Genomic DNA, 24,429 nt, shown 5'->3' with positions numbered 1-24,429 from the left:
CTGGGAACGCAAGACTTTTGGTCTGAAGCAGGCGTGGGGATATTCAGATTTGTGTGTGGGGATGATACGCGGGTTGGGGGGGTGGGGAAAACCCTGGGGTGCTGCGGGGTTCACATTAACGCTGGGCGGTTGTGCTGACCCGCTCTAATGAGGGCCATTGCGGCCCTCATGGCTGGCACTGCTTATTGTGTAGAACAGGCCGCTGCTATAAGGAGCGGCCTTGTGTCACAGAGGATGCTTACAGATCCAAGCGCCGCTGCTGGTAAATCCAGTCAACGATTTCCCCTTCCGGGGTATAGCCGATCACGGTTTCACGCAACAACTGACGCACCCGTACAAAATCATCTGCAGACGCCGCGCCCAGCAACTGGTTCAGCGCATCCTTGAGCTCGTCCCAAGGGAGGAAGTCCTCGCTTGCACTCATGATCATCGGGTGGCGGGTCGCTATCACGTTGTCACCGATCAACAGCTCTTCGTAAAGCTTCTCGCCCGGCCGCAACCCGGTGAACTCGATAGCGATGTCACCCATGGGGTTGCGTTCGGAACGGACGCTGAAACCGGACAGGTGAATCATCTTCTCGGCCAACTCGACAATCCGCACCGGCTCGCCCATGTCGAGCACGAACACATCCCCGCCCTTGCCCATCGAACCCGCCTGGATCACCAACTGCGCGGCTTCGGGAATGGTCATGAAGTAGCGGGTGATTTTCGGATGGGTAACGGTCAGCGGGCCGCCGGCCTTGATCTGCTTATGGAACAGCGGTATTACCGAGCCCGATGAGCCCAGCACGTTGCCGAACCGGACCATGGTGAAGCGGGTTTTGTTGACCTGCGAAACATTGCCCCCATCGCCAAACAGCACGGGCGCCAACTCGCGGCTCAGGGCCTGCAGGGTCATCTCGGCAAGGCGCTTGGTACTGCCCATCACGTTGGTCGGGCGTACCGCCTTGTCGGTCGAAATCAGCACAAAGTTGGCGACCCCCGCCTGCAATGCTGCTTGCGCGGTGTGCAAGGTACCAATGACGTTGTTCAGCAAGCCTTCGCTGATATTGTGCTCGACCATCGGTACATGCTTGTAGGCCGCAGCATGGTAAACCGTATCGACCCGCCAGGTTTTCATGATGTCGAGCATCTGCGCCTGGTTACGTACCGAACCCAGGATCGGCAGCAGGCAAACAGACAGCGACTCACGGGCTATGCGCTGTTCCAGTTCAGAAAGAATGCTGTAGAGGTTGAATTCGCTGTGATCGAACAGCAGCAGCGTTTTCGGGGACTGGGAAAGAATTTGCCTGCACAGCTCGGAGCCGATCGAGCCACCGGCACCGGTGACCAACACGGTTTGTTCAGCAATGCAACGTTCAAGCAGGTCGCTTTGTGCGGGCACCGGGTCACGGCCCAACAGGTCGGCGATGTCCACTTCCTGAATATCATCCACCTTGACCTTGCCGCTCGCCAGGTCGATGAAGCTGGGCACACTGCGCACATGCAGCGGGAAGTCTTCGAGGAAGTTAAGGATCTCCCGACGGCGGGTGCGGGTCGATGACGGCAGTGCCAGCAGGATTTCCTGAGCGCCGGTATCGTCGATCAGCCGTTGCAACTGGTCGGGATGGTAAACCTGCAACCCCGCGATGACACGGTCAGTAATGCTGGCGTCATCATCAATAAAGGCGACGGGGCGCATGGCCTTGTCCATGCGCAACGCAACAGCAAGTTGATTGCCTGCGGAGCCTGCACCATAAATCGCTACTTTTGGCAGGCCATCGTCACGATTGGTGAAGGGTACATGCTGCACGGCAGCCGAGAACCAATCCCCCAAAAAGTACTGACGCATGGCCAAACGCAACCCGCCAACCATGATCAGGCTCAGCCACCAGTAATTGAAGGTGATGGATCGTGGCACCACGTTCTGATGGTTGCTTGACCAATAGATGATGAAACCAAGAATCAAGGCTGACAACGTAACGGCCTTGATGATTGCGATCAGTGCGTCATTGCCAAAGTAGCGCATCACCGCACGGTAGAGGCCGAAGCGAATGAACAGCGGGATCGACACCACGGGGGCACACAGGAACAGCCATGTGTGATCGATGATCGGGTTTGCCAGCTCATCGATACCGAGGCGGACCACAAAGGCCAGCCACAAGGCTACCCATATCAGTACGATATCCGTCAGCACCTGAACAAGCCGCTTGTGCCTGCGCGGTAGAGCCAGTAGTTTTCTACGCACCTTATCCATAATTCCTCTGAGGGCTTTCCTCACAGACCCTTACACTGCGTCTGCAACATAACGCTACACCCGATCTTCCAATTCGCCTGCACGAAACCTCATGGCCAACACCACCAGGGGTACGTAGGCCAGAATAACGCCAAGTGCGCCATCCAGCCCGAAGTGCACCACGCAAAAGGCGATGGGCAGCAACCAGCAGAGATTGATAGCAGCAACGGTCAAGGTCACTGGCAGATGCTTACCGTACCGGCGCGAAGCAAACTGGTAGGCATGGCTTCGGTGGGCCTCATAGACCTTGTCACCGCGCAGCAACCGCCTGACCAGGGTGTAGGTTGCATCCACGATGAACACACCGAGCAGTATCAACCAGCACCAGAACATAGGGGGTGACATCCAGGCGGCCTGAAGCGATAGCCCTCCCAACACGATACCTATGAATCCGCTGCCTGCATCACCCATGAAGATTTTCGCTGGCGGGAAGTTCCAGAACAGAAAACCCGCTACGGCGGCGGCGAGCAGCAAAGGAAGGACAGCGGCGGTATCGAACCCTGCAAGCCAGTATAGCCACGCGGCGCTCAGGCAAGCGGTGATAGCTTCCACGCTCGCGATACCGTCGATGCCATCCATGAAGTTATACAGGTTGAGCAACCACACCAGATAGACAACAGCAAGCAAGCCGCCCAACCAGCCGAGGTCCAACGACCAGCCGAACAGTGGCAAAGGTGGAAGTCCGCCCATCCAGCCCAGTATCCAAGCAGCGGCAAGAAAATGCCCCAACAGCCTCCAACGCGCTGCAATATGCCCATGATCATCCATAAAGCCAATGATCGCGATCAAACCACCGCCACCTGCAAGCGCAACAAGCACGCTCAGTTGACCTACCCCCAACAGCATCAGCCCAACGACAACCAGCAAAAACGTCAGCACTATGGCCACGCCGCCGCCTCTGGGCGTCGGTACCGTATGGGAACTGCGCGCATTCGGAATATCGATGACACTTCGCGCCAATGCGTAACGGCGCAAACCGGCGGTGAGCAGCAGTGACAGTATCAATACTGCAGGAAGACACCACAAAAGCATCATTTCTTATCGTTTTCCTGATAGTGCCTGGCAACGGCCAGAAGCGCCGCATCCACCTTCACTGGCGGATGCCAATCGAGCAAATTGCGAGTTTTGCCAGTATCCACCTGCAATGATCCACACAGCCTTCGAGACAACCCTCCCTTGCCCAGGGCCTTGGCACCTGTAGTCAGCACCCATGCAGGCACCGGCAGCAGCCGGGCGCTTTTGCCAAGTGCCTGCGCCATGCGACGCAGCAATGCGGTAGTGGACAAGTCTTCGCCGTCACTGACCAGGAAGGTTTGATTCGCGGCGGCCGGATGGCCTATGCACGTTACGACCAGATCCACAAGGTTATCCAAAGCAACTAGGCTGCGACGGTTATCGATCGCCCCGAATGGCAACGGTATGCCTCGATCGAGCCAACGCATCATGTTCAGGAAGTTGGCTTTCACCCCTGGGCCGTAAACCAATACAGGGCGAATGATCACTACCTCCAGGCCAGATTGTTGCGCTAGCTTCTGCAACCCGACCTCGGCTTCCATTTTGGAGACACCGTAAGGATCTTGCGGCTGCGGCAGGTCATCAGCCGTGTAAGGCTTGCCTGGCTGGGTCTCTTCACCGTTGACCTTGATCGAGCTGATAAATACGAACCGTTTGACCCCAGCTGCAATGGCCTGGCGGGCCAGCGCAAGCGTCCCCTCTACATTGACACGACGAAACGCAGCCAGTGGGTCGACTTCAGTGTCATTCATCACATGAACACGGGCAGCGCTATGCACCACCACGTCGCATTCGGTAAGCGCCCCTTCCCACGCGTTGTCATCCTCGAATGACTCGAAGGCGATCGTTCGCACGGGTGATGACAGCGCACCACTGCCGCGACGAACAGCGGCAATCACGTGCTCACCGTCAGCCAACAACCGCCGCAGTACTGCACTTCCCACAAAGCCGCTGGCTCCGGTGAGAAAAACCTTATGACTCATCGTCCTGACCTTCTCAATGTGGCATTGCTGAAGAGCTGTTCAAGGCGCGTCAACAGTGCTGGCTTGGCGAATTCCTGCTCATAGTATCGTCGCCCTGCCTCCCCCATTTGCTGCCGCTGTTCTGCGGGCAGAGCTGCCAAGCGGCCGGTAATCGTAGCCAACCCTGTGCCACTGCCGGACTCACACGCAAAACCTGCACCCGAGGCTTCAATAACGCGTGCCGCCTCGCCATTGATCATGCCAAGAACCGGCCGCCCGGATGCCAAGTAAGCCTGAACTTTTCCAGGAATGGTCTTCTCGAAAACATCATTGGTCCGCAGGGACACCAACAATGCATCGGCCTGAGCGAACAGTGGCGGCATCGCTTCCAGCGGATGCCTGCCAAGCAGCAGCACGTTATCCAGCGATCGGCTGCGCACCTGTTCCTCGAGCCAGCCGCTCATGCGGCCATCACCTACGATGACCCAGCGCACGGCAACCGTTCCACGCAGCGCCTCTGCAGCATCGAGAATCGCGGGGAAGTCCTGCGCCTCGCCAACGTTACCGGCAAACACCACGGTAAACACCGACTCATCACGCTCTATTAGCGCTGAAGGTTCCACGGTTTTAGCCGAGAAATCATCCTCGGCCCAACTGGGGAAATACACCAGGCGCTCGTCATCGATAGGTTTGGTGCAATAGCGACGTACGTTGTCGAAAAAACCATGTGATTGCAGCAGCAAATAGTCAGTGCGGTTGTAGATCCACGAGACTACTTTTCCAACCAGCCCCAACAACTTCGGGCTATGGATGACATTCACAGCGCGCAACGTTTCTGGCCACAAATCGAGCACCCAGACAAAAACCGGGGCACGCTTAAGGCGCCCTATCACAACCGCAGGTATTGCGGAAAGAATAGGCGACACCGCGTAAACAAACACCGCATCAAAACGCCGGCGCCTCAGCTTGAAGGCACCCAACACAGAGGCACAGACCAGAAATGAGAGGTAATTGAGGACCAATTGGATGGCGCGCTTGCCGCGTGGCACCAACGGCACCCTTACGACCTCAGCCCCTTCATAGTTGGCGAAGCGCCCAGGGTTATCTTTGAAGTCCTGAAAAACCGTCCCTTCGGGGTAGTTTGGCCACCCGGTGAGTACCGTGACTTCGTGCCCCTTTTCGACGAAGTCGCGCACCAGGTCATTGACCCGCATGTTCTCCGGCCAGAAGTACTGGGTAACGACTAGAACCTTCAGTTTTTTTTGCGATATCCCTTCCACAGAATCAGTACCGCTTCCAGACCGTACGGTTCACATAGTCCGTATAACTGTGGACGATACGCACCACCTTGTCCGACACGTTCGGCATGCTGTAGTCGGCGACCAGTCGCAAGCTACGCTGATCGCCCCGCAGTTGGCTCTCAAGGATATTAAGCCCCTGCAAAACACGCTCGCAATCGAGACCGACCATCATCGCTGCGGCTTCTTCCATCCCTTCGGGGCGCTCATGCGCTTCGCGGATATTCAACGCTGGGAAGTTAAGAATCGACGCTTCTTCGTTGATCGTGCCGCTGTCGGAAAGCACAGCCTTGGAGGTCAACTGCAGCTTGTTGTAGTCCTTGAAGCCCAGCGGTTTGAGCAAGCGTACATTAGCGTGGAAGGTGACCCCCATGGCATCGACCCGTTTCTGGGTACGGGGATGCGTCGAGACGATGACCGGCAGATCGAATTGCTCGGCTACCGTATTGAGCGTGTGGACCAACTTCATGAAGTTCTTGTCGGAATCGATGTTTTCTTCACGGTGGGCGCTGACGACAAAGAACTTGCCAGCCTCGAGCCCAAGCCGCTCCAGCACATCGGACGCCTCGATACCGTCACGGTAATGATTGAGGACTTCAAACATTGGACTGCCGGTCTTGATCACGCGATCTGCTGGCAAGCCTTCGCGAAGCAGGTAGTCTCGGGCGATGGTGCTGTAAGTGAGATTGATGTCAGCGGTATGGTCAACGATGCGGCGGTTGATTTCCTCGGGCACGCGCATGTCGAAGCAACGGTTGCCGGCTTCCATGTGGAACGTCGGAATCTTGCGTCGCTTGGCCGAAATCACAGCCATGCAGCTGTTGGTATCGCCCAGCACCAACAGCGCTTCAGGGTTCACTTCAGCGAGCACACGGTCCACCGCAATGATCACATTGCCAATGGTTTCTGCACCCGAAGCGCCCGCGGCATTCAGGAAGTGATCGGGCTTGCGAATACCCAGATCCTGGAAAAAGATCTCGTTCAGCTCGTAGTCATAGTTCTGGCCGGTATGCACCAGTACGTGCTCGCAATGTTCGTCTAGCGCGCTCAGGACCCTGGACAAACGAATGATTTCGGGACGCGTGCCTACAACGGTGACGATTTTAAGTTTTTTCATAGCATTCTCAGTCCTGAGCCAACCGGGTCATGGGCAAACCGGCAGCGCATAAGTATCCGGGTGTTCGCGGTCGAAGATCTCATTGGCCCAGAGCATGACGATCATTTCGTCATCACCAATGTTGGTGATGTCATGGGTCCAACCAGGCACTGTCTCAACAATGGTTGGCGCCTCACCGCTGGTCTGCAGTTCATAAAACTCGCCTGACACTACATGACGGAAGCGGAAATTGGCCGTGCCTTTGATAACCAGAAACTTCTCGGTCTTGGAGTGATGATAATGCCCTCCCCGCGTGATCCCTGGGTGCGCTGTGAAATACGAAAACTGCCCGGCTTCGGGGGTTTTCAGCATTTCAACGAAAACACCACGCGGGTCACCATACTTGGGCACCTCATAGGTAAACGATGCGGGCGGCAGGTAGCTCAGGTAGGTGGAGTACAACGCACGGGTCAAGCCAACGCCGACGTTTTCGGTAATCAAGGTGGCGCGGCTGGCGCGGAAGCTGCGCAGTTGCTCGGCCAAGGCACCCACTGTGGTGCTGTAAACCGGCTCGACGTCCACCTGACCACTGGCGACTGCCTCGCCGTCCATAATGGCCATGAACTTGCTGACCACGTCATCCACATAGACCAGGTTGAGCGCAGCAGATTCGTCATGGATCTGGATGGGCAGGTCGTGAGCGATGTTATGGCAGAAGGTGGCGACGGCCGAGTTATAGTTCGGCCGAGCCCATTTACCGAAAACATTGGGCAAGCGGAAAATGTAAATCGGGTTGCCGCTTTCCTGGCCAAGCGCGGTCAGTGCCTGCTCGGCTGCGAGCTTGCTGAGGCCGTAAGGGTTATCTCGCTCAGCCTGGATCGACGAGGTATACAGCACCGGGATCTTCCGCCCTGACGCCTTGACCGCATCGCACACCTGTTGAGTGAGTTCACTATTACCACTGCCGAACTCAGCGGGGTCCTCGGGGCGATTGACCCCTGCCAAGTGGAAGATGCAGTCTGCCTGGGCGACCTTGCCCTGCAGTGCCTGCACATCCTCACCTCGCACGAAAAGGCTGATCTCGACGTCTTTGCGCTCTGCCAGATGGACAAGCAGGTTACGCGCAATGAAGCCATTGCTTCCGGTTACCAGTACCTTCATCTGTCATTCCTCCGGCGTGGCATGCTCGCCACGCTGGATGGCTTTGATGAAATCGAGCTTGAGCAGCAATGCTTGCATCCCGGCTACATCCAGACGCTGGGTGTTGTGTGAGTTGTAGTCCTCCGTGTGGGAGATCTTCTCTTCACCCTGCTCGACATACTTGCTGTAGTTCAGGTCACGCAGGTCTGGCGGCACACGGAAGTAGTCACCCATGTCTTCGGCACAGGCCATCTCCTCACGGCTGAGCAATGCCTCGTAGAGCTTCTCGCCGTGACGAGTACCAATCACCTGGATCGGATGCTCAGGTTGCCCCAACAACGCAGTCAGTGCTGAAGCCAACGTTTCAACCGTGGCAGCTGGCGCTTTCTGCACGAACAGGTCACCGTTATTGCCGTGCTCGAAAGCGTAAAGCACAAGGTCCACGGCATCCGCCAGGGTCATCATGAAGCGGGTCATGTTCGGATCAGTGATGGACAGGGCCTTGCCTGCGCGAATCTGGTCGATGAACAGCGGGATCACCGAGCCGCGTGATGCCATGACATTGCCGTAACGGGTGCCGCAAATGACGGTCTTGGCCTCGTCGACATTGCGCGACTTGGCGACCATGACCTTTTCCATCATGGCCTTGGAAATACCCATGGCATTGATCGGATACACCGCTTTGTCAGTACTGAGGCAAACCACCCGCCGCACTTCATTCTGAATGGCAGCTTCAAGGACGTTCTCGGTACCGATGACGTTAGTCTTAACGGCCTCCATCGGGTGGAATTCGCAGGAGGGAACTTGCTTCAGCGCGGCCGCATGGAAGATGTAGTCGACACCGCGGGTGGCGTTCAGGACACTCTGATAGTCCCGCACGTCGCCAATGTAGAACTTCAGCTTGGCGCTGTCATAGCGCTTGCGCATATCGTCCTGCTTCTTCTCGTCGCGGCTGAAGATACGCACTTCAGCGATGTCACTGTCGAGAAACCGCTTGAGGACCGCATTGCCGAAAGAGCCGGTACCGCCGGTGATGAGAAGTGTTTTACCCTTGAACATATGATCTGACCCTTGCAACGCGCGTGAATAGTTATCGGGCTCGGAGAGCGGAATAAATGATGTCGTCTTTCTGCTGAGCACTTGGGTAGCTGATCAGCACCGCGCGATAGGCGCCCTTGAATACAAAGAAGCTACCTGCCGCCACACCGACCACGCCGCACGTCTTGACCACGCTTGCCATATCCTCGAGCGAACCACCACCGCCCAGGATGGTGATAGGGATATGCACCGCTGCCCGCAATTTAGCTGCCAGGTCCAGGTCATACCCCTTCATCTTTCCATCGTTCTCGATCGAATTGAGGACAATTTCCCCAGCACCGAGCTTCTCCAACTCCTGCGCCACTTCCAACACACTGCGTTTCGTGTTTCGCGTGCCGTTATGCGTCCAGACCTCTTGGTGTTTGCTTAACAGCCGCGATTTGTGATCCAGGACCACCACCACGCTCTGGCTGCCAATTTCCTCGGCGATCTGGGTAACCAACTGAGGGTTTTCGAGGGCCGCCGAGCTGATGGCGACCTTCTCGACGCCTAGCTGAATGATCTTCTTGGCCTGCAGCGCCGTACGGATGCCACCGCCATAACACAAGGGCATACGGCACTCAGCAGCGAGCTTGGCGATTTGCGTGTAATTGGGCTCGACGCCATGCGCTGTCGCGTCTATGTCGATCACGATCAGCTCATCGGCTTCCTTTTCGTTGAAGATCTTCACCGCATTGATGGGATCTCCGACGTACTTCGGATCCTTGAATTTGACCGTCTTCACCAGCCCACCGTCTTGGATGAGCAGGCATGGAATGATCCTGGGTCTTAGCATTTGTCAGTTTCCGCTCACAGTTCCGCGAAGTTTTTCAACAGGCCGACGCCAAAGTGATGGCTTTTCTCGGGGTGGAACTGCACGCCATACACGTTCCCTGCCTGCACGGCGCAGCTGAACTCCAGGCCATACGAGGACATCGCAGCGCGGTGCTGCACGTGCTCGCAATCGAAGAAGAACGAATGCAGGAAGTAGAACCGCGCCTCCTCTTCGAAGCCTTTGAACAGCGCGTTGTCACCGAGCGATGCCACATCGTTCCAGCCCATGTGGGGCAGCGGCAGGTCAGTAAGGTCAGGGACCGATTTGAACGAACGCACACAGCCGGGCACCCACCCTAGACCAGGGAGGCTACCTTCTTCACTGCTGTTAGCGAGAATTTGCATCCCCACGCAGATCCCCAGTACAGGCACCTTGTGCTCTTGCACCAGAGTTTCCAGGGTCGAGCGCATGCCCGAAGCATCCAGCCGTTCGATCGCATGGTCGAAGGCCCCAACCCCGGGCAGGATCAATTTGGTCGCGCCATCCAGCTGTGCTGCGGTCTGAGCAACTGCCACAGGGATGTGCAACCGTCGGTAGACGTTAACGAAGGCCTGGATATTGCCCAGACCGTAGTCAATGATGGTGATCATCTGAACAGCCTTCTTTCCAATCCGATTGCACTGAGCACACGAGCTCCTATGCCGATCAAGAAACGCTTGTTTTTGTAGTCATGGAAGGTCTTGTTCTGACCCTCGAAAATGCCCTGAAGCTCTGGGACAGTCAAGTCCAGCTTGTGTGCCACGTACTCGAATTCGGATTTGAGGAAGTTTTCGTCAAGCTCGGGCTTGGCGATGCGTTCGAGTGCGGCTTCCCGAGTCAGCTGACCGGTCATGATCAAGCTGGAAAAATGCGCGCGTCGCTTTTCGTACCCGAATTTGCGCGGCATCCAGTAATCTTCGTAAAAACGGGTAAAACGCGACTCATGGTGCTTGTGCTGGAAGCGCTTCCAACCAAACAGGCGCTCAAGCGTATCTTCAGCATCCCGCTTCACATAGGGGACGTGGTTCAGGGGGCGTACGACCTGCATGCCCAGTACATAACGGTAGTAGATCTTGTAGGACAATACGTCTACCAGAGGGAACGTCTTGAGCTTACGCGAACCGAACTTGCCATGGATGTCGTTGATCAGCGTGGTATCAATGCCTGGGTAGGCTCCCCACTCCTCAGGTTCGCGGCAGCATTCGGTGGAGTAGTTGCCGCCGGTGAGCACGTACTTGATTTTGTTGGCCTTGGCAAACTTGTACAGGCCTGAAAAGAACGCGGTGTCCTGAGGAATGTCCTGGTCGGGAACCTGCGCCTTGAGGAAGGCCACCTGCAGGCTTTTCATCTCCTCCCAATTGATGACGTCGGTGAACAGCTCAAGGCCCAGGCCATCAACCAGTTTTTCGATGTTGCCAACGGCCTGGTCCGTGTTCCAGCCGGCGTCAACGTGGAAAAGCAGCGGGCGCAGGCCCATCTTTTCCTTTGCGACGTAAGCGAGGTAGGAGCTGTCCAGGCCGCCACTCAGACCGATGATGCAGTCATAGTCCCTACCCTTGCCGTCTTTCTTGATTTTTTCGGCGATGCGCATCAGCTCGGCTTCACCAGCCGAACCCGTATCCCAGTTCGGCTTGATGTTGCTTTTGAAATTATTGCAGTACTCGCAAACACCATGATCATCGAACGAAATATTCGGATCAGAGGTGTCCATGATGCAAGAAGCGCAAATCTTATAAATCCCCAAGACACCACCCCTTAATTATTAATTACCAACCCGACAGGAGGCCATACAAACGCTTCCGCACAGTATAAAAGAAACTATTGCTAGCCGACAGCGCCCGCAAGCGGCTAACCAAGTCAGTCTGCGTTGTTAAAATCCCGATAATATCACCCTTGGCACGAAATTCTTCGCAACGCACCTTCTGGTAGAGTTTCCCCTTGGAGGAAGGCGAAAGCTCGTCACCATAACGGTCATAGAAAATTCGAATAGCGGCCATACGAGGCGTTAACTTTTTGTTATAGGTTGAAAAATCAACCTGCATATTGATGCTATTACCGCTGTGCACCCGCCACTGGCAACCCACAATATCCGAATGGACCAGCGTCCAATTAAATGACGTGACGGCCAATTCCATCCAAGTGTCTTCGTTGGGCAGCGTTTCCGGCACCGGAAATATTTTTTCGACTACCAGTCTATTCATCATATAGGACACGCCAGTCAAGCCGCCTTGGCCGGCCCGCTTAGGCACTAGGTGACCGTCGAATTTTTTGTCTTCAGACATGGTAATCAGCTTGCACAGGCCCACGACCGGCGTGGTAGTGGCATAGCCCTGCACCTTAGCATATCGAGCCGCCAAGCTACCCGCGGGCATGATGTCGTCACCCGCATAGATACACACAAACCGACCGTGCGCATTCGCGACACCGAAGTTGAACGCTGAGCACTTCCCTGCTTTCGGGTTTTTGAGCACGCGCAGATCGGGATGCGCGGCCTCGAGCTTAGTGAGTATCTCCAAGGTACGATCGGTCGAGCCGTCATCAACCACCAACACCTCAAAGTGCAATCCCGTCTGTTCAAGAACGCTCAGCACCGCCGATTCAACATAGACTTCTTCATTCTTGACTGCTATTACCACACTGACATCTAACTGGCTCATGGCGTACTCTCCGAATACTGCACACTCTTGACCTGACCGGACGACCTAACCCTCAAAAACAGGCAAGCCGCAAACATTAATATATAGCCATTACTAAGGAGGGTACCAATGAGCCCCCCCGTGAACAAGCCCAGGAAATAGATCATCCACAGCGCTTTAAACGCATGGTCCTCCGACTTCCTGAACCACCTAAATGTCTGACCCACAAAAAAAGAATACACCCAAACACCCACCCAACCAAAGTTGGCGTACCCCTCTGTAAAATAGACAGCGTTGGAGTTAGCCGTTTCATTCCAACCCCACTCATACTCAAAAACCAGCTTTTCGAGAGGCACACGCTCCAGCGAGAACAAACTGGAGAAAAACGTGCTGGTCGCGCCGAGCAGGGGTTGGTTACTGAACTGCTCTTTAAGCACGATCAACGTGTCGGACGCAGTAAACATTGGGACCGCCACAATACGCCATATCAAATGGTCAACAGGACCTACCGGAAGATACTTGGAGCTGTAAAACTCAGCGCTGAACACGCCGCCCCCGATGACTGCACCACTCCCTTGAGTCTCCGTACCCATGGACAATAGCGTCACAATATACAACAGCAGCCCACAGCCTCCAGCAAGCAGTAAAGCCCCTGCAAGACTGATCTTTTTTTTCTGCGACGCAACGTACAACAGCGGCAGCAGCGCATTGAGAAAAAGCGCCTTCTGCAAGAAACTTAATGAATAGGCGAAAAATACAAGCAACAGCACATACCGCCAGCGATGCCTATCGATAAACATACGCGCGAGACTGTATGGCAGGAAGGCACTGACGAAAATAGTACTGATATAGATCAGCGCAACCTCGACACCCTCTCGACCTTTTAGAAATGCCCCTCGTTGAGCGCTGAGTTCTTCACCTGTAGCACCTAAAATGGCTGACACCAGCGGGATCGCAGGAGCCGTATATAAGGTGACAAACAGAAAGGAGAGGAATACTGACCACACCAATCCATGGACTGTATTGGCACTGATGACCACACGCATCGCGCCAACCTTGAATCGCTGATCGAAAAGCGGCGCATAATAACCGAGCAACATGCCGACCAGCGAAAACAAAGTCATGAATGCTAACTTGAGAAAATAATCACTTGGCAATAAAACAAAATTAACAATAAACGGCATCCACATATAGACGACCGACAAGACAAAGACCACTATATAAACAGAGAACCGGGCGCTAGTTAGATTATAAAAAAACATCTTTCCTCCCTGTCAGACCACTGGACCGATCAGCATAAACATGAACTGAGCAAGGTAGATAACCAATACGGAAAGCAAAATTATACGATTACGCCCGAAAAATGCGGACGGAGCAACTCCTGCAACTTTCAGCACAACCAACAGGTAGACAAAGTAGAACAGAAAGCCCGTAGCCGCGTAAATTTCCGTCAATTGCAAAGGCGCTATCACCGATGCTATAGCCACAGCCCCCACTCGTACGACAACGCCAAAAAGCTGCAACCCCATGGCCAAAGGCTGATTATTTGTCGTATGCAGCACCATGGAGACCGGCGACGCAAGCAGTTGCATGGCGATCCATGGAATCATGTAAACGACTATTTCACCCGTGCGCTCCCAACTTTCACCAAAAATGAAGGAAAACAGATAAGGACTACAAACGCCTCCAATCACAAGTGGCAAGACGCCCAACTGGACGATCCCCTTAAGCGTGTCCTGGGTAAAACCAGGCAACTGACCTTCTCTGAGTTTTTCGGGTGCTTTGGAAATATATACTTGCGAGACTGCGCTGCCGATCAAGCTGACGGGGGCCTGCATTATCTGCATGGCCAAAAGCAGAAAACCCGCTTCTGGACCAATAGCGAGACCCGCAATCATAATGACTGGGATCTGTATAGATGCATTATTGCAGAGGGCCTCTAGCGTCGAATATTTCGGAAACCTGCTATAAGCGCCAAACATCTGTTTCATCCGTGCAGGACGGATGCTTGACAACAGACGAGCATCCGACCGCAAGGATTGCCACACCAGGCCCATTGCGCCAGCACCATTGTTTATGGTCTGTCCCAGGATCAGCCCCAAAGCCCCCCCAGAGAACCAACCGTAGGTCAACTGCACTGCCCCTGCAAAGAACGCCTGCTGCATCTTGGTCTTGGCAACCGCCCTGAAGTTTTGCCTACGCCCCATCCAGAACTGAAAGCTGCTATAAGCGCCTGACAGTAATATGCCAATGGGTAATATCCAGAAGTACCGACTGAGCTCGGGAGCGCCGAGCCAGTTCGCCAATTCAGCGGAGCAGAGGTAAAGAACAAGTGCAACTAGCAAAGCCGTGACGGCTGAGCACACCAACCCGAGCGCCAAAATGTTCGCCGCATCCTCATTATCCGCAGGCAGAGGAATTGCCAGCTCAAATCTCAACGTAGCAACTACGGAAAAGATACTCAGCAAGCCCAGATACACCGAAAGCGTACTGAAATCTTGAGGGGAGTACAGACGCGTCAATACCGGCAACAGCAAAACCATCAACAGTTGGGCGACCGCAGTCCCGCCAACCAGCAACGTAACCGACCTGAGAAAGTCACTGCCCTTGTATCGACTCATGATTCTAGCGAGCGGCATGCACCGTTTCCCTTCCAACAGCGGCGTTTGGAGAAACCCCCTTCACAAGGCAGCCTCGATTGCGTCGACGATCGCCTCTATTTCAGCAATTTCAAGATAAGGATGCATTGGAAGACTGAGGACCTGTTGTGCCACCTCATCTCCAACAGCAAGAACGACATTTTCATTCGCCACTGCGGGCTGTCGGTTGAGCGGAATTGGGTAATGTACAACTGTCGGAACACCCGCAGCCTTCAGCTTTACTTGAAGGGCGTCGCGCTCATTGACCCTGATCGTATACTGCGCATAGACACTCTTTGACCGCTCAGCAATGAATGGCGTGCTCTGAACGCCTACGGTATTCAGCAACCGGGTATAATGCTTCGCGACCGCCTCACGGAGCTGAATCTCTTCATCAAAGATATCCAGCTTTTGCAACAACACCGCAGCTTGTAGCGTATCCAGGCGGCTGTTCATTCCTACACGAATGTGGTGATACCTACGATCCTGACCATGGCGGGCAATCTGCCGCAATATCACTGCCAGTTCATCATTATTAGTAAACATGGCACCGCCATCTCCATAGCAGCCTAACGGCTTGCTGGGGAAAAAGCTCGTACACGCAACAGTACTAAGGTTGCACGAGCGCTTACCTTTGTAGGTCGCACCGAAGCTCTGCGCCGCGTCTTCGATGACAGGTATCCCATACTTGTTGGCGACTGCATTAATCGCGTCAAAATCTGCACATTGACCATACAAGGAAACGGGAATGATCGCCTTGGTATTCTCAGTAATCCGAGCTTCCAGTAAGTCCGGATTCATATTATAGGTCTTGGGATCTACATCCACATAGACAGCCTTTGCCCCAAGTACTGCGGCAGCCTCTGCGGTCGCGATGTAGCTAAACCCCGGCGTGATGACCTCATCACCGGCTTTGACGCCCAAAGCCATAAGCGCAATTTGCAATGCATCTGTACCGTTTGCACAGGTAATGCAATGCTTCGCACCTACGAAAGAAGCCAGCTTTTCTTCGAGCTCGGCGACTTCAGGACCAAGAATATATTGACCATGACTGAGGACACGCTGAATCGCCGCATCCAACTTATCCTTGATGCGTACCTGTTGTTTTTTCAGGTCGATGAACTCGATCATTTCACAACTTCCTTTTTACCAAGAACATTACCGTGCAGCGAATAGATCGCGCCGCTGTGCTCGCAGCTCACGGTTGCATCACCCACCACCGGCAGATCCAACTGTTCGCCATACTCACTCATCCAACCTATCTGACGAGCCGGCACGCCAACCATCAGTGCATAGGCGGGGACATCCCTGTTTATGACAGCGCCCGCACCGATGAATGCAAATTCGCCGATGGTGACGCCACAGACGATCGTACAGTTGGCTCCTAGCGTGGCGCCGCGTTGCACTAGCGTATTGCGGTATTGGTCTTTACGCTCAATCAACGAGCGCGGATTGTAAACGTTAGTAAATACCATGCTCGGGCCACAGAAGACGCCCTCTTCCAGGGTTACATTGTCATACACGGAAACGTTATTCTGGATCTTACAGCGATCACCAATCACGACCTTATTTCCAACAAAGACGTTTTGACCAAGCGAAACGCCCTCACCGATCTTCGCACCGGCACAGACATGAACAAAGTGCCAGACACGGGAGCCCTTCCCGATTTGAGCACCTTCATCAACGATGGCACTGGAATGCTGATAATAATTCATTGTTTTACACTCACACGGGATGGAGCCTGGTCGAACAACCGTTGCAATTTCTCACTTGCAAAATGTCCGTAACGACGCGCCCCAATTTCGTTTAGATGGTGATTATCCAGATAAATAAGCTCGCCGCCTTCAAACGGTGCGTCCTCAAAAAAGCCTGATTCGGAAAGATCAAGATAGTGCACGCCCAGCCTACCCGCAGCAAGCATCTCTACCTGACGATTGGCGACCCTCCAACCCTCGTTGAATGAGAGCGTGGCCGGTAGGCCAAGCTCCCTGAATCGCCGCACCCTCTGCACGTCAGATCGGAACATCGGCACCTGCCCCAGCACAACGACCTGTTTATGATCCGCAACGGCATCGTCCAGGAATCGCTGAAACGCCGCAACGAAGGCAGGGTTTGGCATCTGATATTGCCACATACCCGCAATGATGACCTTATCCACCGCCTCTACAGCCTGCTGCACTGCTGCAATCTGCGAACGACAAGGCTCACGAGCATATTCAGGCAATCGCTCAACATCGAAGCCCGGTATCGGTACGCAGCTGCTCGCCGTGAGTACGCGGTAAGCGACGCCTTGCTCGGTGCCTACTTGATCTAGAAAGTAGTTCAATTGGGCAGCGTGACTGTCACCAATAACAAGTATTGATGCCGGAGCGCCTTCCAGACCCCGCTTGCACTCGCCCACCTGCTGGCCATGGCAGATCAGCTCAGGATCAGCATAACGAGCCTGCGCCAAAGGCACCGGGTCTACCAACAGCGGGTTTAGCTTAATCCCTAACACTGTAATCAAAACGATTGCGCCCGCCGCAAGCCCCCACCGCGATGCAAGATGCCGAAAACCCGACATGCTACGCGCAGGTATTTCGATATACCGGTAGGAAAACCAGGCCAAGAAAAACGATGCGACCAGAGCCGTCGACAGCCAAACCGCATCGAGATCGTATTGTCCAATGTAGTAGCGGATGAATGCCAGAACAGGCCAGTGCCAGAGATAGAGGGAATAGGAGATGGCTCCGACCCAGACCAGTGGACGCGAAGACAGCAAGCTACTGACAGGGCCTCGCCGTGCTGCAATAACCAGCGCCGCGCCAATGCAGGGTACGACAGATAGAAAACCAGGGAAGTGGACTTTGTCGATCAACAAAAAACTAGTTGCAAGTACCGATGCACCAAGCAGTCCCAAAAACGTCGAAAGTGATGCAGGGAGCTCTCGATCCCGTAAAGCGACTGCCAAGACTGCACCAACCATGAACTCGGGCACACGGGCAAGCAGGGAAAAATAGTGGCCGCCCTGTTCGCTGCTCGGCCCACTCATGCCACTCCACAAGAATAGTATGGCTGCGATTAGCGACAAACCTGGAACCCGCCAGGGCTGAGGTAAACATAAAATTATTAATGGGAAAAATAGATAGAACTGCATCTCGATCGCCAGCGACCAAGTATGCAGCAAAGGCAATTCTTCCACTCGCGGGGCAAAATAGCTGCCGAAATCTGCAAAGTAATGATTGCTGAAAAACAGCGCGGACGATTGCAGGCTCTGGTGAAAAAACTCGAAATCACTGCTTAAAAATAAAACTGACGATACCGCACAGACGACTGCCAACATGACGGCATACGCAGGCACGATGCGCTTGATACGGTTTTTATAAAACGACAGCAGGTGGATTTTATATTCAGGTTCCGTCAGAAGGGCCGTGATGATGAATCCAGAAATGACGAAAAAAACGTCGACGCCAACAAAGCCTGCTTTGAGCCATACGCTGTCTGTGTGGTAGGCGAGGACAGCCAGAACTGCTACCGCACGCAAGCCTTGAACGTCCAGCCGCAAATCCTTACGTGGCCGTAACGAGGTCAAGTCGCGAAGCAATGATTCTTTATTATTAGGCAAGCGGCCAAGACCCTGCTAGGAATACATCACTGAGGAACGGGTGGCCTGTCGACCACCCGGTGCAAGTACGCTGTCAGCGAGCCAGCCCAAGAACGAACGGATGCGCCTCGTTATCCTTGGCTTGCACAATAACAGCGCTACGAATGACGTTCACGGTCTCGACACAATGGCGAGCGTCTTCAATGCCGTAGCCTCGACCAGCAAGAATTTCTTCATAGCTGGTGGTATGCAGATCGGTAAAGCCCTCGGAAAACTCCATTTCCTCGCCATCGACAGTGATCGAGCGATAGGTCGGTTTCTTGCCTTTGACCGCGTCGGGTAGGTCATTGGCATCGACCGAAAGGAACCAGCGCACACGCGCTTTCTCGTACTCGAGGTAACCCGCCGCTTTATGCTCGGAAGAGTAGTGCACAACATTGCGCTGGAGCTTGCCGAAGATGAAGTGCAGCATGTCGTAGAAGTGCACACCGATGTTGGTAGCAACACCGAATGATTTACGAGGATCACCCTTCCAGCTCTGCAGGTACCACTTGCCTCGCGACGTGATGTACGTGAGATCGACCTCATACTTGTGCGCGCGGTTTTCTGCTGCAACTTTGTCTTTCAGGTTGAGAATTGCCTGATGGTGACGCAATTGCAGGATGTTGTAGAGCCGCTTGCCCGTTTCCTGTTCGATCAGCGAAAGCTGATCGAGCATGTCCGGCGTCGGAACCAGCGGTTTCTCGCAGATGACATCGCACCCCAGACGCAGCCCTGCTGCAATATGTGGATAGTGCAGATAGTTTGGCGAACAGATGGAAACATAATCCAGCGCCGTTGCCGGATCGCGCTTCAGCGTGTGGGCATGCTCAAGGAAGAACTCGAACTCGGTGAAAAACTCACTCTGCGGCGAGATGCTGTCGATGATGCCGACCGAGTCGTTTATGTCGTAGGCGGAAACCAGGCGGTTGCCGGTGTCCTTGATGGCACGCATGTGTCGAGGGGCAATGTAGCCGGCGGCACCGATCAGAGCAAAGTTCTTCATGAATCTTCCTTCGGAAACTGTTGAATCCCTCCGGCGCCATGCGCCCGGACGGAGGGTCAGCTATTAGCGGTTCAAGCTTTGATGATATGAGCTGCAGGGGCGCGGTATTTGCCCCGACTGTCAACGATCAGCCTGGCCTTGGCTTCAATCAACGCATAATCGAATTTGTCATGGTCGGTGGCCAGGATCACGGCATCAAAGGAAGCCAGATTTTCCGCCGTCAACGGTTCGCTGCTGAGCTCGAAATGATGCTCGCGCATCTTCGGAAACACAGGAACATGCGGATCGCTGTAGGCAACGCCCCCCCCCTTGGCCTGAATCAACTCCATGATCTCAACCGAAGGTGACTCGCGCATGTCATCAACGTTTTTCTTGTACGCAATGCCCAGCACCAGAATGCGGCTACCTTTGAGCGCTTTGCCTGCGTCGTTCAGCCCATCCATCAATTTGCTGAGCACATATTCCGGCATCGCCTGGTTCACCTCTCCCGAAAGTTCGATGAATCGGGTGTTCACGCCGTACTCTCGAGCTTTCCAAGTCAGGTAGAAGGGATCGATCGGAATACAGTGCCCGCCAAGCCCCGGACCGGGATAATAGGCAGTGAAACCAAAAGGCTTGGTGGCCGCTGCGTCGACCACTTCGAAGATATCGATCCCCATACGATCCGCGACGATCTTCATTTCATTGACCAAACCGATGTTCACTGCGCGATGAATGTTTTCCAGCAGCTTGGTCATCTCAGCCGCCTTGGTCGAGCTTACTGAAACAACTTTGTCGATCGCTTGGTCGTACAATGCAACACCTACTTCGAGGCAACTCGGAGTATGCCCACCAATCACCTTGGGAATGGTACGTGTTTCGAAGTTTACGTTGCCCGGGTCCTCGCGCTCTGGCGAATAGATGAGGAAGATATTCTCACCTACTTTCAAGCCGCCTTCCTCAACACGAGGCAGCAGCTCCTCCTCAGTGGTGCCTGGGTAGGTTGTGCTTTCCAGCGAAACCACTTGACCGGCCCGTAGATAGGGTTTGATAGCATCGGTCGTATTTATGACAAAGCTCATGTCCGGCTCACGATACTTGTTAAGTGGCGTAGGGACACAAAGAATCAAAGCATCGCACTGTGAGACGCGACTAAAATCAGTGGTAGCCTCGAAGCCGAGCTGGCGGGCTTGGGCTATTTTTTCGCTGGGGATATGTTCGATGTAGCTTTGCCCTGCGTTGAGGCGATCAACTTTGACCTCGTCAATATCTATGCCCAACACATTGAAGCCAATAGCGTTATAACGCAGCATCAGAGGTAGACCGACATACCCCAGACCGACGATACCGACCAAAGCCGATTTGCTCTTGAACTTTTCAACCGCCTGCTTCTTGATATCAGTCATATCGCGTGACTCACCCTTCTATATTACCCGCCTGCACAAGAGGCAGGAGACGGGGTGTTAAAGATGCCCAATTCACCCAACACCGGATGAATTCCGGCTAAAACAGTATGGCTCTAGGCTTGACGCCCCATGCCCCACCAAAAAATCGGCAACAACAGCCTACCTAGTTTGCCAAACTCATGATCAGCGGGCTACCACACTACACCCTTGCAGCGACTGGAGCTACCACGGCCATGCCTCCCTTCTTTTTCCTTGAACGGAAGCACAACCAACCTCCATTTAACGCTATTTTGATAACAATCAAATTAACTGAAGCGTGAACTGGCGAACGCTCGCTTAGCTCTGGACCCGCCGCCGTCGAACCCAGAGGCTCCTGGCGATGGCTGCAAGAACACCTGCACCGAGCCCCATCACTACACTCAATACAACAATAAGCGACTTCTTCGGCTTGATTGGCCGGTCGGGAAGCTCCACTGCACCATCCTGCTCATACACCTGTATCAAGGAAGGGTCGAGCTTCACATTGCGGTAGAACATTACTTTTTCTTGCAGAGGGCGCAAGCCATTGATAAACGGCTCGTCCGATGCTCGCGATTCAAGGTTCGCGATTTCAGCTTCGAGTGCCTTACTACCGCGCATGTAGGTGAGCGAGCCACCCATTGCGGCCGAGACCTCGGTCGATAACGACTGCGAAATCACGGGAGGCTTCTCCAAGCCAATGGACTTGGCGACAATCAAAGCCTCCCTCAACTGAGCAATCCGATCTTCTCGCTCCTTCCTTGCACTGGCCTTCGCGCCTTCGATCTGGGTTTGCAGGTTGTCCGCCTTGATCATCATCTCACTGCGGTTGCTATCCAGCACTTCTCGCTTGGCGCTCTCCGCTGCAAGCGCGTTGTAAGCCACAACCCACTTCACGGCCTGCTGAGGATCTGGAATGGATGCAGTAACTGCATACCGGGTGGTGGACCCCTTCCCCGCAGGCGTTACCGTTAGAACACTGCCAAAATCGCTATACAACGAGTCACGCGATCCCCGGCGATTTTCTTCGTTCAGGCTAGGCAGGTACACGTCACGGAAAAACCTGGTACGCACCCCCTCCGATTGCAAAGCCTGGAGGTGCGTCTCATATACCTCTTTCACCGTCAAAGGAATCAACCCAGAATCGCCGCCGCGGCCAAAATTCAGCTGAGCTATATCGTTTTGGGTAGGCGGCTCAACAAACATTTTCGCCTCATACACAGGCGTAGCCAGCAAAGCGTATGCAACCCCTGCGGCAACGATAGGTGCCGCCACCACCCCTACCCACAGCTTCTGGAGCCAAACGCCCTGTACCAATTCAAAAAGTTCGATTTCATCATCACGACTAGGGCGCTGAGGTTCGTTATGCATTTATTCTGATTATCCTAGGGTCCGTCTAACACCATACAACATTAAACTCATCCGCAGCGCGAGTCATGCACAGGGCCAAATAGCCCTATCACCCATGCCCACAACAAACGTAGCGTCAATCTGCCTGCATGCCATGCTTGATTGCACCCTACCCTGCGCGCCGGGTCAAGATGTAAGAACAAGCACTGATAGAGTCCTTATGATGTCAGTTGTTCCCCAGCTTCAAAACCTCCCCCACACCTCCAGCCGAGCGGTCAGAGCGGTATTGTTATTTTGGTGTTTGTTTTGCGAAGCGCAAACGCTTGCCCCAATACGGAACCAAGGATTTTCTTAGATTCTGCACCACCATGCACAAGCACAATTTCGGATGGCATCGACCCCATCCGCGACGCAAAGGCCAGCAACCCTGCCTGATCCGCATGCCCCGAATACCCACTCAACGTCATCACCTTCGCCCGAATCTCATAAGCCTCCCCATCCAGATCAATCTGCACAAACCCTTCCGCCCCCTCACTGGCCTGAATCACCGCCCCCGGCGTACCCTTGGCCTGATACCCGACGAACAGCACCTCATGCCTCGGATCCCCAAGCATGGCCTTGAGGTAGTTGACGATCCGCCCACCCGAGCACATGCCGTTGCCTGCAATGACAATCGCCGGGCGCCCGGTGCTTTTGAGGTAATTCACCACCTGCTGATGCCTAGCATGGGTATCCACACTAATCAGCTGACCAAAGCCCAGCGGGTCACGCCCCTCAGCCAATCGCGCCCGGGCTTCTTCATTCCAGTATTCATGCAGGTCGCGGTAAACGCTGGTGATGCGATGAGCCAAGGGTGAATCAAGAATGATGGGCAATTGTGACCAATCAAGAGGACTATCACCCGGCGCTTGACCCGCGCTCAGCAGGGCCTTGCGATGAAGGATGTCTTCGAGTTCGTACAACAATTCCTGGGTACGCCCCAGGCTGAAGGCAGGGATGAGGATCGTGCCGTTATCAGCCAATGCCCGATCGATGACTGCTTCCAGTTTTTCTCGACGGTCGTCGGTACTGGGGTGTAGGCGATCACCATAGGTGCTTTCGAGCACCAGCACGTCAGCGCGCTTTGGGGGCTGCACTGGCCGCAGCAAGGGATTGGTGGAGGGCCCTAGGTCGCCGGAGAACACATAGCGGGTGTTGACCTCCCCGTGCTCCACGTCGCATTCGACATAGGCTGAACCCAATAGATGCCCGGCGCGCTGCAAGCGAATGCGACAGCCAAGACCGGGACGCTCGATGAGAGCATGCCATTGCTCGAAAGGCAGCGGAACGATCAGCTCATCTAGCATCGCGAGATAGCGCTGAACGTGCTTCGGTTCACGACTGATGCTCAGCCGGTAGGCATCCTCCAGCACCAGCGGAAGCAGCTTGGCAGAGGGTTCGCTACACAGGATGGGGCCTCGGTACCCCGCCGCCAGCAGCGCGGGGATGCGGCCGACATGGTCGAGATGCACGTGCGTGACGATCAGCGCCTGAACACTGCTCACATCGAAGCTGGCACCAAAACCAATGGACGCGGGATCCGCGCCAGGCGATGCATCATCACCCTGCTCCAAGCCACAATCGACCAGCAGGCTGGTCGCGGGATCTAGGTGAAGCTGGTGGCAAGAACCAGTTACGCCTCGGGTGGCGCCGTGATGAGAAAGAACGGGGAAATCCATGCTGCTGCACACTCGCCTGGGCCGAAAATGAAGTGTGCTATTACTTCATGACAGCCGATGCGGGCATAGGTGAGGCTTTCCTCAATAGAGGTAGGAATTTACCTCAATTACCGTTTAATGCCGCTTGTCGGGCAGACGCGCGAATCTTGCGCTTGCTGCGCTGCACGCCGTAGGCGCCGAGCAGTGGGCCGATAGCCAACCCGATGACCAGCGCGGCCAGTACCAGTACCGCAACCGGTACTTCAGGGGCAGACCAACCAAACAGGACCAGCGAGACCGCCTGCTGGTTCTCGAGCACGAAGAACAGCACCACAGCCGCCAACAGCAGCACGAACAACGCCGCCAGGGCGCGCTTGAGGTTACGCATCAGACTGCTCCT

General features: G+C 54.6%; 21 protein-coding genes. All 21 read right to left on the bottom strand.

Annotated elements, in window-relative coordinates:
• Positions 1-238: 238 nt before the first annotated feature.
• Complete coding sequence (locus LOY53_RS06695; RefSeq protein ID WP_258703747.1) at positions 239-2,236, bottom strand: nucleoside-diphosphate sugar epimerase/dehydratase; 1,998 nt, start codon at positions 2,234-2,236, stop codon at positions 239-241.
• Between the two features lie 54 nt (positions 2,237-2,290).
• Positions 2,291-3,310 carry a glycosyltransferase family 4 protein gene (locus LOY53_RS06690; protein WP_258703746.1) on the bottom strand — a complete coding sequence of 340 codons (1,020 nt, stop codon included), beginning with the start codon at positions 3,308-3,310 and terminating at the stop codon, positions 2,291-2,293.
• Positions 3,307-4,272, bottom strand: a complete 966-nt coding sequence (locus LOY53_RS06685) for an SDR family oxidoreductase (RefSeq protein ID WP_258703745.1) — start codon at positions 4,270-4,272, stop codon at positions 3,307-3,309. The genes LOY53_RS06690 and LOY53_RS06685 overlap by 4 nt, the downstream gene beginning before the upstream one ends.
• Positions 4,269-5,522, bottom strand: coding sequence for a glycosyltransferase family 4 protein (locus tag LOY53_RS06680; RefSeq protein ID WP_258704158.1), 1,254 nt, complete (start codon positions 5,520-5,522; stop codon positions 4,269-4,271). Before LOY53_RS06680 ends, LOY53_RS06685 begins: the two co-directional genes overlap by 4 nt.
• A gap of 13 nt (positions 5,523-5,535) precedes the next feature.
• Positions 5,536-6,666: a non-hydrolyzing UDP-N-acetylglucosamine 2-epimerase gene (gene wecB, locus LOY53_RS06675; RefSeq protein WP_258703744.1), complete on the bottom strand. Its 1,131-nt coding sequence runs from the start codon at positions 6,664-6,666 to the stop codon at positions 5,536-5,538.
• Positions 6,667-6,693: 27 nt separating this feature from the next.
• Positions 6,694-7,806, bottom strand: a complete 1,113-nt coding sequence (gene wbjC, locus LOY53_RS06670) for a UDP-2-acetamido-2,6-beta-L-arabino-hexul-4-ose reductase (protein ID WP_099428566.1) — start codon at positions 7,804-7,806, stop codon at positions 6,694-6,696.
• Positions 7,807-7,809: 3 nt separating this feature from the next.
• Complete coding sequence (locus LOY53_RS06665) at positions 7,810-8,844, bottom strand: polysaccharide biosynthesis protein (RefSeq protein WP_099428565.1); 1,035 nt, start codon at positions 8,842-8,844, stop codon at positions 7,810-7,812.
• A gap of 31 nt (positions 8,845-8,875) precedes the next feature.
• The gene (locus tag LOY53_RS06660; RefSeq protein ID WP_027595967.1) at positions 8,876-9,658 is read right to left on the bottom strand and encodes an AglZ/HisF2 family acetamidino modification protein; all 783 of its coding nucleotides are present in this window, start codon (positions 9,656-9,658) and stop codon (positions 8,876-8,878) included.
• Positions 9,659-9,672: 14 nt separating this feature from the next.
• A complete protein-coding gene (gene hisH / locus LOY53_RS06655; protein WP_027595966.1) occupies positions 9,673-10,287 on the bottom strand; it encodes an imidazole glycerol phosphate synthase subunit HisH in 615 nt (204 codons plus the stop codon).
• Complete coding sequence (locus tag LOY53_RS06650) at positions 10,284-11,420, bottom strand: N-acetyl sugar amidotransferase (protein WP_258703743.1); 1,137 nt, start codon at positions 11,418-11,420, stop codon at positions 10,284-10,286. The genes hisH and LOY53_RS06650 overlap by 4 nt, the downstream gene beginning before the upstream one ends.
• A 22-nt stretch (positions 11,421-11,442) precedes the next feature.
• The gene (locus tag LOY53_RS06645) at positions 11,443-12,333 is read right to left on the bottom strand and encodes a glycosyltransferase family 2 protein (RefSeq protein WP_258703742.1); all 891 of its coding nucleotides are present in this window, start codon (positions 12,331-12,333) and stop codon (positions 11,443-11,445) included.
• Complete coding sequence (locus LOY53_RS06640) at positions 12,330-13,574, bottom strand: hypothetical protein (RefSeq protein ID WP_258703741.1); 1,245 nt, start codon at positions 13,572-13,574, stop codon at positions 12,330-12,332. The genes LOY53_RS06645 and LOY53_RS06640 overlap by 4 nt, the downstream gene beginning before the upstream one ends.
• Before the next feature lie 12 nt (positions 13,575-13,586).
• Positions 13,587-14,933, bottom strand: a complete 1,347-nt coding sequence (locus LOY53_RS06635; protein ID WP_258703740.1) for a lipopolysaccharide biosynthesis protein — start codon at positions 14,931-14,933, stop codon at positions 13,587-13,589.
• Positions 14,934-14,993: 60 nt separating this feature from the next.
• Positions 14,994-16,082: a DegT/DnrJ/EryC1/StrS aminotransferase family protein gene (locus LOY53_RS06630; protein WP_258703739.1), complete on the bottom strand. Its 1,089-nt coding sequence runs from the start codon at positions 16,080-16,082 to the stop codon at positions 14,994-14,996.
• Entirely contained in the window at positions 16,079-16,666 is a 588-nt protein-coding gene (gene wbpD / locus LOY53_RS06625) for a UDP-2-acetamido-3-amino-2,3-dideoxy-D-glucuronate N-acetyltransferase (protein ID WP_258703738.1), read from the bottom strand. The genes LOY53_RS06630 and wbpD overlap by 4 nt, the downstream gene beginning before the upstream one ends.
• Positions 16,663-18,555 carry an acyltransferase family protein gene (locus LOY53_RS06620; RefSeq protein WP_258703737.1) on the bottom strand — a complete coding sequence of 631 codons (1,893 nt, stop codon included), beginning with the start codon at positions 18,553-18,555 and terminating at the stop codon, positions 16,663-16,665. Before LOY53_RS06620 ends, wbpD begins: the two co-directional genes overlap by 4 nt.
• Before the next feature lie 73 nt (positions 18,556-18,628).
• Positions 18,629-19,579, bottom strand: a complete 951-nt coding sequence (gene wbpB, locus LOY53_RS06615) for a UDP-N-acetyl-2-amino-2-deoxy-D-glucuronate oxidase (RefSeq protein WP_258703736.1) — start codon at positions 19,577-19,579, stop codon at positions 18,629-18,631.
• A gap of 71 nt (positions 19,580-19,650) precedes the next feature.
• Positions 19,651-20,964, bottom strand: a complete 1,314-nt coding sequence (gene wbpA, locus LOY53_RS06610; protein WP_258703735.1) for a UDP-N-acetyl-D-glucosamine 6-dehydrogenase — start codon at positions 20,962-20,964, stop codon at positions 19,651-19,653.
• 336 nt (positions 20,965-21,300) lie between these two features.
• Positions 21,301-22,353, bottom strand: coding sequence for an LPS O-antigen chain length determinant protein WzzB (locus LOY53_RS06605; protein ID WP_258703734.1), 1,053 nt, complete (start codon positions 22,351-22,353; stop codon positions 21,301-21,303).
• A 254-nt stretch (positions 22,354-22,607) separates the two neighbouring features.
• Complete coding sequence (locus tag LOY53_RS06600; protein WP_258703733.1) at positions 22,608-24,050, bottom strand: MBL fold metallo-hydrolase RNA specificity domain-containing protein; 1,443 nt, start codon at positions 24,048-24,050, stop codon at positions 22,608-22,610.
• A 103-nt stretch (positions 24,051-24,153) separates the two neighbouring features.
• The gene (locus LOY53_RS06595) at positions 24,154-24,417 is read right to left on the bottom strand and encodes a lipopolysaccharide assembly protein LapA domain-containing protein (RefSeq protein WP_258703732.1); all 264 of its coding nucleotides are present in this window, start codon (positions 24,415-24,417) and stop codon (positions 24,154-24,156) included.
• Between the last annotated feature and the right edge of the window lie 12 nt (positions 24,418-24,429).

Source organism: Pseudomonas sp. B21-031 (genome assembly GCF_024748985.1).
Taxonomy (GTDB): domain Bacteria; phylum Pseudomonadota; class Gammaproteobacteria; order Pseudomonadales; family Pseudomonadaceae; genus Aquipseudomonas; species Aquipseudomonas kermanshahensis.
Note: the sequence above shows the minus strand (reverse complement) of the source record. Positions and strands in the feature narration are given on the sequence as shown.

Excerpts from the sequence above, each read along its gene's own strand:
- wbpD (WP_258703738.1), bottom strand. The coding sequence starts at position 16,666 with ATGAATTATTATCAGCATTCCAGTGCCATCGTTGATGAAGGTGCTCAA.
- LOY53_RS06665 (WP_099428565.1), bottom strand. The coding sequence starts at position 8,844 with ATGTTCAAGGGTAAAACACTTCTCATCACCGGCGGTACCGGCTCTTTC.
- LOY53_RS06690 (WP_258703746.1), bottom strand. The coding sequence starts at position 3,310 with ATGATGCTTTTGTGGTGTCTTCCTGCAGTATTGATACTGTCACTGCTG.
- wbjC (WP_099428566.1), bottom strand. The coding sequence starts at position 7,806 with ATGAAGGTACTGGTAACCGGAAGCAATGGCTTCATTGCGCGTAACCTG.
- LOY53_RS06635 (WP_258703740.1), bottom strand. The coding sequence starts at position 14,933 with ATGAGTCGATACAAGGGCAGTGACTTTCTCAGGTCGGTTACGTTGCTG.
- wbpA (WP_258703735.1), bottom strand. The coding sequence starts at position 20,964 with ATGACTGATATCAAGAAGCAGGCGGTTGAAAAGTTCAAGAGCAAATCG.
- LOY53_RS06595 (WP_258703732.1), bottom strand. The coding sequence starts at position 24,417 with ATGCGTAACCTCAAGCGCGCCCTGGCGGCGTTGTTCGTGCTGCTGTTG.
- wbpB (WP_258703736.1), bottom strand. The coding sequence starts at position 19,579 with ATGAAGAACTTTGCTCTGATCGGTGCCGCCGGCTACATTGCCCCTCGA.
- LOY53_RS06645 (WP_258703742.1), bottom strand. The coding sequence starts at position 12,333 with ATGAGCCAGTTAGATGTCAGTGTGGTAATAGCAGTCAAGAATGAAGAA.
- LOY53_RS06630 (WP_258703739.1), bottom strand. The coding sequence starts at position 16,082 with ATGATCGAGTTCATCGACCTGAAAAAACAACAGGTACGCATCAAGGAT.
- LOY53_RS06695 (WP_258703747.1), bottom strand. The coding sequence starts at position 2,236 with ATGGATAAGGTGCGTAGAAAACTACTGGCTCTACCGCGCAGGCACAAG.
- hisH (WP_027595966.1), bottom strand. The coding sequence starts at position 10,287 with ATGATCACCATCATTGACTACGGTCTGGGCAATATCCAGGCCTTCGTT.
- LOY53_RS06640 (WP_258703741.1), bottom strand. The coding sequence starts at position 13,574 with ATGTTTTTTTATAATCTAACTAGCGCCCGGTTCTCTGTTTATATAGTG.
- LOY53_RS06685 (WP_258703745.1), bottom strand. The coding sequence starts at position 4,272 with ATGAGTCATAAGGTTTTTCTCACCGGAGCCAGCGGCTTTGTGGGAAGT.
- LOY53_RS06605 (WP_258703734.1), bottom strand. The coding sequence starts at position 22,353 with ATGCATAACGAACCTCAGCGCCCTAGTCGTGATGATGAAATCGAACTT.
- LOY53_RS06600 (WP_258703733.1), bottom strand. The coding sequence starts at position 24,050 with ATGGATTTCCCCGTTCTTTCTCATCACGGCGCCACCCGAGGCGTAACT.
- wecB (WP_258703744.1), bottom strand. The coding sequence starts at position 6,666 with ATGAAAAAACTTAAAATCGTCACCGTTGTAGGCACGCGTCCCGAAATC.
- LOY53_RS06660 (WP_027595967.1), bottom strand. The coding sequence starts at position 9,658 with ATGCTAAGACCCAGGATCATTCCATGCCTGCTCATCCAAGACGGTGGG.